The 11,729-nt window shown below is 59.9% G+C and carries 11 protein-coding genes and 1 tRNA gene; 9 read left to right on the top strand and 3 right to left on the bottom strand.

The window, feature by feature from the left end; translation table 11 throughout:
- Positions 1-60: 60 nt before the first annotated feature.
- Positions 61-1,485: a methylenetetrahydrofolate--tRNA-(uracil(54)-C(5))-methyltransferase (FADH(2)-oxidizing) TrmFO gene (gene trmFO, locus QB905_RS04545; RefSeq protein WP_282973371.1), complete on the bottom strand. Its 1,425-nt coding sequence runs from the start codon at positions 1,483-1,485 to the stop codon at positions 61-63.
- A gap of 177 nt (positions 1,486-1,662) precedes the next feature.
- Here trmFO and QB905_RS04540 point away from each other — a divergent pair, with 177 nt between their 5' ends.
- Together QB905_RS04540 and QB905_RS04535 are read left to right on the top strand one after the other, a co-directional pair.
- Complete coding sequence (locus QB905_RS04540) at positions 1,663-2,472, top strand: hypothetical protein (protein WP_282973370.1); 810 nt, start codon at positions 1,663-1,665, stop codon at positions 2,470-2,472.
- Positions 2,473-2,511: 39 nt separating this feature from the next.
- On the top strand, positions 2,512-3,426 hold the full coding sequence (locus QB905_RS04535; protein ID WP_282973369.1) for a hypothetical protein: 915 nt from the start codon (positions 2,512-2,514) through the stop codon (positions 3,424-3,426).
- 8 nt (positions 3,427-3,434) lie between these two features.
- Here the strand turns inward: QB905_RS04535 and QB905_RS04530 are convergent, their stop codons facing one another.
- Positions 3,435-4,247: a carbonic anhydrase gene (locus tag QB905_RS04530; protein WP_282973368.1), complete on the bottom strand. Its 813-nt coding sequence runs from the start codon at positions 4,245-4,247 to the stop codon at positions 3,435-3,437.
- Between the two features lie 430 nt (positions 4,248-4,677).
- Between QB905_RS04530 and QB905_RS04525 the strand changes: the two genes are divergently transcribed.
- The 6 genes from QB905_RS04525 (at position 4,678) to rplA (ending at position 9,277) form a co-directional block, all read left to right on the top strand.
- Positions 4,678-6,747, top strand: a complete 2,070-nt coding sequence (locus QB905_RS04525; protein ID WP_282973367.1) for a DUF3857 domain-containing protein — start codon at positions 4,678-4,680, stop codon at positions 6,745-6,747.
- 119 nt (positions 6,748-6,866) lie between these two features.
- Positions 6,867-6,942, top strand: a tRNA-Trp gene (locus tag QB905_RS04520).
- A 113-nt stretch (positions 6,943-7,055) separates the two neighbouring features.
- Positions 7,056-7,352, top strand: a complete 297-nt coding sequence (gene secE / locus QB905_RS04515; RefSeq protein ID WP_282973366.1) for a preprotein translocase subunit SecE — start codon at positions 7,056-7,058, stop codon at positions 7,350-7,352.
- Positions 7,353-7,373: 21 nt separating this feature from the next.
- Positions 7,374-7,949: a transcription termination/antitermination protein NusG gene (nusG, locus tag QB905_RS04510; RefSeq protein WP_282973365.1), complete on the top strand. Its 576-nt coding sequence runs from the start codon at positions 7,374-7,376 to the stop codon at positions 7,947-7,949.
- Between the two features lie 205 nt (positions 7,950-8,154).
- Positions 8,155-8,583 (top strand): 50S ribosomal protein L11, encoded by a 429-nt coding sequence (gene rplK / locus QB905_RS04505; protein WP_282973364.1) that lies wholly within the window; start codon positions 8,155-8,157, stop codon positions 8,581-8,583.
- Between the two features lies 1 nt (position 8,584).
- Positions 8,585-9,277 (top strand): 50S ribosomal protein L1, encoded by a 693-nt coding sequence (gene rplA, locus QB905_RS04500; protein ID WP_282973363.1) that lies wholly within the window; start codon positions 8,585-8,587, stop codon positions 9,275-9,277.
- 53 nt (positions 9,278-9,330) lie between these two features.
- Here rplA and QB905_RS04495 read toward each other — a convergent pair whose 3' ends face one another.
- Entirely contained in the window at positions 9,331-10,248 is a 918-nt protein-coding gene (locus QB905_RS04495) for a LysR family transcriptional regulator (protein ID WP_282973362.1), read from the bottom strand.
- Positions 10,249-10,366: 118 nt separating this feature from the next.
- On the opposite strand from QB905_RS04495, the gene QB905_RS04490 reads away from it, so the two are divergent.
- Positions 10,367-11,725 (top strand): MFS transporter, encoded by a 1,359-nt coding sequence (locus QB905_RS04490; protein ID WP_282973361.1) that lies wholly within the window; start codon positions 10,367-10,369, stop codon positions 11,723-11,725.
- Positions 11,726-11,729 lie beyond the last annotated feature (4 nt).

Genomic DNA, 11,729 nt, shown 5'->3' with positions numbered 1-11,729 from the left:
CCATGGCCAGCATCCGTGTCTATCCGTGTTGTGTCTTCTTTTTTCGCTATAGGCCGACATTCAGGCGATATTTAGCCAGCCATCGAGATCGCGCAAGGCACGCAACGACATCAGGCGTTTTTTGGCGCGGCCACGTTCCTTGAGCGGGATTTTGCGGCCCTCTTCGTCGATTTTCGGCGCTTCGAGGGGCGGCAAAAGCCCGTAATTGACATTCATAGGCTGAAAGGCTTGGGGCTGGAAGGCCCCGCCCTCCAGATGGCCGCCGGTAATGTGGTTGATCAGCGCGCCCAGCGCCGTGGTTTCGGGGGGCGCATCAAGCTCACGGCCCAGCGCCTGTGCGGCGGCGAAGCGTCCGGCCAGCAGGCCGATGGCGGCGCTTTCGACATAGCCCTCGACGCCGGTGATCTGTCCGGCGAAACGCACGGATTTTTCCGGCAGGACAGCCTTCAGCCTCAGATTCCGGTCGAGCAGTTTCGGCGACTGGATGAAGGTGTTGCGATGCAGGCCGCCCAAGCGGGCGAACTGGGCGTTTTCCAGCCCCGGAATCATGCGGAACACCTCAGCTTGCGCGCCGTGTTTCAGCTTGGTCTGGAAGCCGACCATATTATAGAGTGTACCGAGCGCATTGTCCTGGCGAAGCTGGATGATGGCGTGGGCCTTGACGGTCGGGTTGTGCGGATTGGTCAGGCCTACCGGCTTCATCGGGCCGTAGCGCAGGGTTTCGCGGCCGCGTTCGGCCATCACCTCGATCGGCAGGCAGCCGTCGAAATAGGGCACATGCTCCCAATCCTTGAACTCGGCCTTGGGGCCGTCGAGCAGGGCGTCGATAAAGGCCTCGTACTGGCCCTTGTCCATCGGGCAATTGATATAGGCCGCCGCATCGCCGCCGGGGCCTTCCTTATCATAACGCGATTGCTTCCACGCCTTCGACATGTCGATGGAGTCGTAATGGATGATCGGGGCGATGGCGTCGAAGAAGCTGAGCTGGCCTTCGCCCGAAACCTCCAGCACGAACTGCGACAGGGCTTCCGAGGTCAGCGGGCCGGTGGCGCAGATCACATTGTCCCACGGTTTGTCAGCCAGCGTGGTCACTTCTTCGCGTACAATCGTGACGAGGGGATGGCTGGCAAGCGCTTCGGTGACGGCGGCGCTGAAATGCTCGCGGTCCATGGCCAGAGCGCCGCCCGCCGGCACCTGATGCTGATCGGCGCAGCGCAGGATCAGCGAATGGGCGCGGCGCATCTCCTCATGCAGCAGGCCGACGGCATTAAATTGCCAGTCGTCGGATCGAAACGAATTCGAGCAGACCAGTTCGGCCAGTCCGTCTGTCTGGTGGGCCTTGGTGGTGATCGGGGCGCCATCGCGCATGGCGCCGCGCATTTCGTGCAGGATGACGGGCACACCGGCGCTGACCAGTTGCCAGCAGGCTTCGGAACCGGCAAGGCCGCCGCCGATAATATGAACAGGGGGGATATGTTTCGACATGGCGCGGCTCTACAGCATGATGGCTGGACTGTGAAGAGGGCGGGTGTGGCCGCAGGGCCAGCGCCGAACAGAAAATGGCGGAGGGTTAACGAAATAAGCTTCTCAAGAGAATGGATTTGTTTCTAATGACCGAAGGGTTTGTTATGGCCGTGAAAAACAGGGCTGAACGGGGGAGTTATGCGGATCGGGGCGGTATTTTCGCTGAAACAGGCGCTGGCGGAAGCTCCTGCCTTCCTGCTGAAGGCGTGGGGCGGGGCATGGCTGATCCTGCTGGCCCTGCTGGCCGTCAGCCTCGCCGCGCCCTATGCGTTGAAATCCATGCCCACGGCCGCGATGGCAGGCGGTTTGTTTGTGCTGTTATGGGCCCTTAAGCTCATGGCATTGGGAGCGCTGTATCGTCTGGCTGTGTTCGGTCAGGCGGCGCGTGGCGAAGGACTTGGCTTTGGCGGCGTTCAGGCCGGATGGCCGGAACTGCGTCTGCTGATCGCGCAGCTTGCCTTGCTGCTGTTCCTGCTGCTGATCGCGGTGACCCTGGCCATGATTTTCCTGCTGGCTTTTAATTTGTCGCATCTTGGCGATGGTTATATCGACACGGTCAGCGCGATTTCCGCCATCTTCGAGCGACATCAAAATTTCGACTGGGCCTTTATCATCTATACGGTTCTGGCCGTTTTCCTGCTCATTATCTTAAGCGTGCGCCTGTCGCTGATGTTTGCCGCCAGTATGGCGCAGCACCGGATCGTGACGCTCAATGCGCTGGGGCTGAGTGAAGGGGCTGCATGGAAGCTGCTGGCCGGTACGGTGATCATTCTGTTGCCACTGGCCTTGACGGCGACGTGGATTTTACGTTTTCGGAGTGACATTGCACACCCTGCCGTGGTTTTTCACACGGCGGTGTGCATCGGCGCCATCCTTCTGATTTTGCCGTGGTTCGCCGGATTTTTCGCTTCGAGCTATAGGCAGATCGTGGCCAACAGGTCTAAATAGCCGAATCCGCGCTGTGGCGGAGCTGTAAAGGCCTGATCTATGCCCCTGTCTTTCGAGTTCGCTTTCGAGGGCTTCCGTATCATCCGCGAACGTCCCAAGCTCATCGCCTTCTGGGGGGCGGTGGCTCTGTTGGGCAATGCGGTGATCCTGCTTTTGATGGTCGGCATGGCCGGGCCAGCCTTTATGAGCTTTTACAAGCTTCTCGGTCAACATCCCGATCCGGTTCTGGCCGCCACCCTGTCGGAGCAGATCGCCCCGGCCTTTCTGGCCTGCCTGCCGGTCTATGTGGTGATGTCGGCCATCCTGACCTGCGCCATCTGCCGCGTTGTTTTGGGTGAAACAGACAGCCGGTTCGGCTTTTTGTCGTTCGGCCTGCGTGAGCTCGTGGTGGCGGGGGTCGAACTGATCATGCTGGTTATTCGCTCAGGCGTGGTGATGGGCTGCCTGTTGCTGGGCGGCATCGCGGCGCAGATATTGTCGGGCGTCAGTCCCGAAGCTTCCAGCCTGTGCCTGATCCTGTCCATGCTGGCGGCTGTCGGACTGGTCTTGTGGATGAGTTTGCGGTTGTCGCTGAATGTTGCCCATAGTTTCGACACGGGGCGACTTGATATTTTTGGCAGCTATAGCCTGACGAAAGACCTGTTCTGGCCGCTTTTCACCGGCTATGCCACGGCCTTCGGGCTGAGCCTTGTGGTCATGTTCCTGTGCAATATGGTCATCGAAGCCATTCTGGTATTCGGTTTTGGCGCCTCGGCCAAGGGCAATGTCGCCGTGCCCGATCTGAGCAGCCTGCACGCCTTCCTGACCATCGGCAATATCGCCGAAATCGTGCTGACCTACGGTATTTTGTCGCCCTTGATCGCCGCTATCCTGATGGGTGCGCCGGTGGCGGCCTACAAAAAAATCCGCACCCTGCGCAAGACCGTAACGGTTTCGGGCACGGTCGGGGATTAGGTTGGGGATTAGTAACCGGTCAGGTGGAAGAAATCGCGGTCATGGCGTTTTTGCACCGGGCGGGCATTGGGTCCGATCAGGCGCTCAAAGGCATCGGCCTGTTCAGCGGAAATGCTGAGCGGCGAGGAATAGATCATCCAGGTCACGCCCTCGGTGCAGGGCGGCGTGGTCAGCGAGCCGGAATAGACATAGAAATCTTCCGTTCCCGGCAGCAGATCCTGCGCGTTGATCAGCAGATCGGACAGTGGCACGGGCTGGCCGGGATCCGAGGGCAGGTATGTCCACAGTGAGGCCAGCATCGGATCGGCGACACCAACATCGTACAATACGGCCACAATGACCTTATGGCCTTGTGCGTCTTCATGGACGAACTGGCTTTCGAGCGTTGAATGGTGACCATTGATGGCGTGTTCGCTCGGCGAATGGAATTCGATCGATTTCAGAGTGTAGGCATGGCCATCCAGCACCAGAGCGCCACCGTTTTGCGGTACGATGCGTACGGTTTTACCGGTGTTTTGTATGGTGGCGGTTGCTGAATTATAGTCGAGCTGCACCTTGCCCGTTTCGTTCTTGACCTGACCGGAAATATCAACCGGCGACTGGCGCAGCCCGGTGCCGCATACCGTGGAGGCACCGCCGAGATCGGCCCAGTGATCGGGGCCGGTGGCACCGTCATAGGTCCATTTCGCCACAGGCGCGCTGGCGGTTTCAGCGGCGGAGGCGGTTTCGCCCGCCGGTTTTTTCGGCGCACAGCCGTTCAGGGCCAGCAAGCTGGCAGCCATCAAGGCAAGGGCGAGGGCGGGACGACTCACATATGTCATGCGCAGCACTTTGCCGAAAAATGGTTAACGGAGGTTAATCCGTTGTGGCGTCATTTGGCAAATTTTCGCCTGTGGAGGAAACGGTCTTTTTCACCTGCGACCTGTGTGTTAACCCTGTTGGCTAGAGCAACGAGCATTTAATTTGACTTACAAATTGAATGCGAGAGGCGGAAAAACGTAAAATATAGAGCGGGTTGCATTTCTTTGACCGATTCAATCAGAATGCAAACCGCTCCAGAGCAACGAGCATTTAATTTGACTTACAAATTGAATGCGAGAGGCGGAAAAACGTAAAATGTAGAGCGGGTTGCATTTCTTTGACCGATTCAATCAGAATGCAAACCGCTCCAGAGCAACGAGCATTTAATTTGACTTACAAATTGAATGCGAGATGCGGAAAAACGAAAAATGTAGAGCGGGTTGCATTCCTTTGACCGATTCAATCGGAATGCAGACCGCTCTAGCGGCAGGCACATGGGCGTTTTGCGGCGGGGGGGCGATGTTCGAGGAAGAGGTCAGGCGGCGAATCCATTTTGCGCCCGAACCCGACTGGGTAGAGGTGCAGCCGTTTGCGCGCCCCGAAAAGCTCGATGCCTCGCGCGCGCCGCATGGTTTTTTCACCTGGCTGATGGATGATCAGTCAAGGCTCGATCCGCGCCCGCAGCGCTATAACCGCACCATCGAGGAAGTGGTCAATCTGTCGGCCCTGCAATGGCTGGCCAATGTCACCCTGCCATTCGATCCCTGGTATGACGATCTGACCATCCACCATATCCGCATCCTGCGCGGCGATGAGGTGATCGAGGTCGATGTGGCCAGGCGCTATCTCGTCATGCGGCGCGAGAGTTCGTTCGAGCGGCTGGTGCTGGATGGCCGCTGGACACTGGCCGTCACCCTGCCGGACGTGCGCGTTGGCGACATCATCGACATGGCCCTGACGCTCAGCGGCGATCCGGCCTGTTTTCAGAGTGAGTTTTCCGTGCCGCTTCTGTTGCAGAACGTGGTGTACTGGCACAGACGACACGCCCGCCTGCTGGTGCCGCCCGACCGTCAGCTTTATATGAAGCCCTTTCCGGCGGGCTGGCGCGAGCCGCACATCAGCGTTCTGGCCGATGGCTATAGCGACATCCGCTTCGAGGCCAACCATGTCGAGGCCTGTGACTATGAGCCGGACATGCCGGGCTGGGTTATGCCAATGCGCGGTGTTTTCGCTTCTTCGACCGATAGCTGGGCGCGTGTCAATGAGGTGATGCGGGCAGGGTTTGAGGGCGACGAAGACTATCCAGATGGCCTTTTGCAAGTGATCGCGCAGATAAAGGCCGATCACACCGAAACGCCTGATCGCATCATGGCGGCCGTGCGCTGGGTGCAGGAACATATCCGCTATTTCGCTTTTTCGTTTGGCGAAGGCGGTTTTGTGCCGCGTCCTTTGCGTCAGATTTTCGCCGACCGCATCGGTGACTGCAAGGATGTGTCGAAGCTGATCGCTGCCATGCTGACGCGGATGGGTGTCGAGGCGTGGCCGGCCCTGGTCGATACGCAGCGCGGTTTCGATCTGCTCCACACGCAGCCACGGCTGGGCGCCTTCAACCACTGTATTGCGATGTGTGTTCATGCGGGTAAAACCTACTGGTTCGAAGGCACGTCCTCGGTGGCGCAGGGCGGCGATCTCGATCATCTGGCGCAAACGGATCTCGGCTATGCCCTGATCCTGAAGCCGGGGGCTGATCTGGCGCGCATGATGGCGAAGACGCCGCAACTCAATTACGAGGTGCGCGAACAGATTCACCTGCCGGAAAAGACAGGCGAGGGGACGCTGATCGAGATCGACTATATCTATCGCGGCGCGCGGGCCGATGCGGTGCGCCGCGCCCTGCGCTATCAGAGCCTGACATCGTATATTGAGGATCGCTGCGCCCTGTTCAGCTATATTTACGGCATGAATATGTGCGCCATTCCACAGATGGTCGATGATCGCCGCATCAATGAAATCACCATCACCACTGTGGTGACCACCGACACTCCCTGGCACGCCACCGATGGGCGCGGCGGCAAGGTGTTTTTCAGCCCGGAATCGGCCTTCGACTATGTGCTGAGCGAACCGGACAGCCAGCGGCGTTTTCCGTTCGATCTCGGCGATGTACGTCAGGGGCGGGTGACGACCACCTTGCGCACGCCTTTGCACCTGAGCTGGCCCGATGCGGTGAAGAGCTGGGATTTCGGCGGCCTGCATTTGAGCTTCACGGCGCGGCGCACGCAAGCGGGTTATGAGGCGGTGCGCGACTATACGGTGACCCGACCGTGGCTTTGGGCACAGGAAAAAAATGCGCTCGATCAGGCCCATGCCGAGCTGTCGGCCTGTGACCGGTTAAGCCTGCATGTCCCATCGAATCTGCCGGCGCGCTGGCTGCCGGGCTTCTTGCTGCGGATCGGCCTGTGGGGTGGTTTGCCGGTCGTGGGGCTGATCATCTGGCGCATCCATGCCGTTCTGACGCCCTGAAGTCGCTCAGGTCGAAACATCGTCACCAAAAAATCGTTCCGTGCCTGTTGCCCTTTGCGCGAACCGCTGATACACGCTTCGGCTCACATCGCGGCAGCCTTTGGGTTCGCAGCGGTTACAGGGGTATAGCTCAGCTGGTAGAGCGCCGGTCTCCAAAACCGGAAGTCGTGGGTTCGAGTCCCTCTGCCCCTGCCATCATTTCGGGAAGAGGCTTGAAAACACGTTTTTTGAGCCTCATTTCTGTTGTTCGGGAGTCGCAGCCGCGACGCTAAATATAGATAGGCGTTCTGAAGGTGAAGAAACCAGACGTGAAGAGGAAGACCGTGGAACCCGCCCGCAAGACGGCTGTGGGGCGGATCGAACCTGTCAAGGCTGCCCCTGCGGCTGCCGTCGCGGAAAAAGCGCCGAAGAAGCCGTTCAACCCGATGAAATTCTTCGCCGAAGTTCGTCAGGAAGCGCGCAAGATCACCTGGCCGTCGCGCAAGGAAACCTGGATTACGACGGTCATGGTGCTGATCATGGTTATTCTGGCCGGTGTCTTCTTCTATGTTGTTGACGGGGCGATGGGCTATCTGACCAGCTTCGTGGTCAAAATCGGTCAATAGGGCCGGAAGGATAAAAGTTTTATGGCAAATCCTGCACACGCCGAATCGCCGGACGTCTCCAATCCCCGCCACAAGTGGTATATCGTCCACGCCTATTCCAACTTTGAGAAGAAGGTGGCCGAATCCCTGCGCGATCAGGCGAAATCGCAGGGACTGGAAGAGAATTTTTCGGAAATCCTCGTGCCGACCGAAGATGTGGTCGAGGTGCGCCGTGGCCGCAAATTCAATTCAGAGCGCAAATTCTTCCCCGGCTATGTGCTGGTGAAGATGGAAATGACCGACGAAGCCTATCACCTGGTCAAGAATACGCCGAAAGTGACCGGTTTCCTCGGCTCCGGCCTCAAGCCGATGCCTGTGTCGCAAAAGGAAGTGGATCGCATCATCGGCAATTCGGCGGCGGCGGTGGAACGCCCCATGCCGGTGCTCAGCTTCGACATCGGCGAAAAGGTCAAGATCACGTCGGGTCACTTCGCCTCGTTCGACGGCGTTGTCGAAAGTGTCGATCAGGAACATGCCCGCCTGCGCGTGTCGGTGTCGATCTTCGGTCGCGCCACGCCGGTGGAACTGGAATATGCTCAGGTTGAAAAGAGCGCTTAAGTTCTGCCATCTGTTTTGTGAAAAGCGCTCAGCTTAGCCTGGGCGCTTTTTTCATGCGCCACAAAGGCCCGCAAAGACTTGCCAAGCCGGGACAAACCGGTTATAGCGCCCGCTCTTCGTTTCAGGACGAAGTTAAATCCGTGGGAGCAGAGATGCGCACCACGGCTCACAACGTTCCCCGTTTGGGAACTTCAGGAGACATCCAATGGCTAAGAAAATCCTGGGCTATATCAAGCTCCAGGTGAAGGCCGGCTCGGCTACGCCTTCGCCCCCCATCGGCCCTGCACTGGGTCAACGCGGCGTCAATATCATGGGTTTCTGTAAGGAATTCAACGCCCGTACTGAAAGTATGGAAAAAGGCACGCCGCTGCCGACAACCATCACCGTCTATCAGGACAAGTCCTTTACCTTCACCATGAAGTCGCCGCCGGCGACCTATTTCATCAAACAGACCCTGGGTCTGAAGTCCGGCTCGAAGCTGCCGGGCCGCGATTCCGCCGGCAAGATCACGCAAGCCCAATTGCGCGACATTGCTGAAAAGAAGATGAAGGATCTGAGCGCCCACGACATCGATCAGGCGATCAAGATCATTGAAGGCTCCGCCCGTTCGATGGGCTTGCAGGTGGTGGACTGATATGACCAAAATTGCCAAGCGCATCAAGGCGTGGAACGCCGAACCGGCCAAGCTGTACGGCCTGACCGAAGCTCTTAACGTCGTCAAGGCCAACGCCAAGGCCAAGTTCGACGAAACCGTTGAAATCGCCATCAACCTCGGCGTTGATCCGCGCCACGCCGACCAGCAGGTTCGCGGTGTGGTCAATCTGCCGTCCGGCACCGGCAAGGACGTTCGCGTCGCCGTGTTCGCCAAGGACAAGAAGGCTGAAGAAGCTCTGGCCGCTGGCGCTGAAGTCGTCGGCGCCGAAGACCTGGTCGAAAAGATTCAGGGCGGTTTCATGGACTTTGACCGCGTCATCGCGTCGCCCGACATGATGGCCCTGGTCGGTCGTCTCGGTAAGGTGCTGGGCCCGCGCGGCCTGATGCCGAACCCGAAGGTCGGTACTGTCACCCCGAACGTCGCTCAGGCCGTCAAGGACGCCAAGGGCGGCGCGGTCGAGTTCCGCGTCGAAAAGGCCGGTATCGTCCATGTCGGCATCGGCAAGACCTCGTTCACGGTCGAGCAGCTCGAAACCAACGCCAAGGCGCTGGTGGATGCGCTGGTCAAGGCGCGCCCGTCGGGCGCCAAGGGCCTCTATGTCAAGAAGATCGCTCTGTCTTCGACGATGGGCCCCGGCGTGAAGGTCGATACCTCTTCGGCCAGCGTCGGATAGATTTCGTGACCTGATAAGTTGAAAAGCCGCTCCGGTTTGCCGGGGCGGCTTTTTCATGGCTGGTCGTGTGTACGAAAAAGATCGAAGATCAGGCCGCGCAGCCAGCGATGTCCGGCGTCGGCATCCATGCGCGGATGCCATATCTGCGAAACGACGATGTCGGGCAGGGCGATGGGCAGGTCGAACATCACCACATTGGCAGCCTGCCCGGTGGCCTGCATCTCGGCTGCAAAGGAGCGCGGTACGGAGCCGATCAGGTCGGACGCCATCACCACGGCCAGCGCCGCCGGAAAACCGGGCACCACCACCTTGATCCGACGGGTCAGGCCAAGCTCGTCCAGCGCCTTGTCAATCGGGCCGGTCAGGTGGCTGCGCCGCGACGTGCTGACATGGTCACAGGCGGCGAAGGCCTGGGGCGTCACCGGGGCTTTGTCCAGAAGCGGGTGGCCTGTGCGGGCCAGACCGATAAAGCCGTCGCGGTAAAGGGTCTGGGCGCGCAGTTCGTGGCCATCGCCGGAAATGACGCCGATTTCGAGATCAACCGAGCCGTCGCGCAAGGGCTGGATGTCCTTGTCCGGCTTGGGCGCGAACAGCAGTTGTACACCGGGCGCGGCTTCGGCCACGGCGGCGGTCAGACGGGCGGCGTGGATGACCACAAAAGCTTCGTTGGCGCGTAAAGTGAATGTGCGGCTCAGGTCGCGCGCCGACATGACGGGCGGCGGACGCAGCAGAGTCTGGGCGCGCCGGGTCAGGGCGCGCACCTCTTCGGCCATAGCTTCGGCGCGGGGCGTGGGCACCAGTGTGCGACCGGCCGGGGCCAGCAACGGATCGCCGGTCACATCGCGCAGACGTGACAGGGTGCGGCTCATGGCCGAGGTGCTGAGATGCAGTTTGCGCGCCGCGCCGGTGACGCTGCGCTCGGTCAGCAGGGCGTCGAGCGCCACAAGCAGATTGAGATCGGGATCGGACATAAGATCAGTATGGTTGTGTAAGGCGTTTTATACAAGGCTGGTTTGATCCTGTTGCGTCTGGTGCAAGTTCGTTTTCGGGCTATATGACAATCCAGTCTCAGCCGTAACGGAGAATATGATGACCGATCCCCATACAGATGGCCTGAATGGGCCAAGGCGCTATCTGGCCGTGGCTGTGTTGCTGGCCACGCTGGTGCTGGTGGTGCTCGACACCGTCATTGCCAATATCGCCCTGCCGTCGATTGCCGCCTCGTTTCACGCACGCGAATCGGACGTGGTGTGGGTGGTGTCGGGCTATCAACTGGCCGTGCTGGTGGCGCTTCTGCCGTGCGGGGCGCTCGGAGAAAAATTTGGCCCGCGCCGCGTCTATCTGGGTGGCGTGGCCCTGTTCATCGCCGCTTCGGCGGCCTGCGCCTTTTCCGTCAGCCTGCCGATGCTGATTGCTGCCCGCTTCATCCAGGGGCTGGGCGGCGGCGCGATCATGGCCCTGGCCATCATGAATCTGCGCTTTGCCGTGCCGCAAAGACTGCTGGGCATGATTATCGGCGTCAACGCCATGACCGTGGCCGTGTCCTCGGCGGCGGGGCCGGGCATAGCGGGGGCGATTCTGGCAGTGGCCCATTGGCCGTGGTTGTTCGCAGTCAATCTGCCAATCGGTGTGGTGGTGCTTCTGTGCGGCGGGGCGTTGATGAAGACGCAGGGTGTGCCGCGCCGCCTCAATCTGTTCGCCATCCTGATCAATGCTTTGATGTTCGTGTTGTTTTTCTGTGGTGCCGATCAACTGACGCGCGCGCCGATGATCGGGGCCGGACTGATCCTCGCCGCTGTTTTAAGTCTGGTGTGTCTGCTGCGGCTGGAACGCGGCAAGGCTGCCCCGTTGTTTCCGGTCGATCTGTTTGCCGAGCCGGCTTTTCGGATCGCGGTGATCGCCTCGGTGTGCTGCTTCACCGGCCAGATGCTGAGTTTCGTGGCCTTGCCATTCTATCTGCAACACAATCTGCATATGAGCCCGACAAAAGCCGGTCTTTACATGATGCCCTGGCCTGCGGCGGTGGCCATCATCGCGCCCATTTCCGGCAGGCTGGCCGGACGCATCCGCACGGCCTGGCTGTGCGGGGCCGGGGGTGTGCTGCTGGCGGCGGGGCTGGCGCTCATCGCCTTTGGCCCTGCGGATGGCCGCATTGTGGTGTTCCTGATTGGCAGCGTGATTGCAGGACTGGGCTTTGGCCTGTTCCAGACACCGAATAATCGCGTATTGTTGTTGTCGGCACCCAAGGCGCGCAGCGGCGCCGCCGGGGCCATGCAGGGCACGGCGCGCCTGACCGGCCAGACCTTCGGCTCGATCCTGATGTCGATCACATTCGGCCTTATGCCGTTGCTGGCGGCACCGAAATTCGCGCTTGGCGTGGCGGCGGCTTTTGCGGGACTTGCCGCTGTGATCAGCCTGACGCGCGGCCGCTATGAGGTGCGTGAGTGAGATT

The sequence above is a fragment of the Asticcacaulis sp. EMRT-3 genome (genome assembly GCF_030027245.1).
Lineage (GTDB): Bacteria > Pseudomonadota > Alphaproteobacteria > Caulobacterales > Caulobacteraceae > Asticcacaulis.
This window is presented reverse-complemented; position numbering and strand designations above follow the sequence as displayed.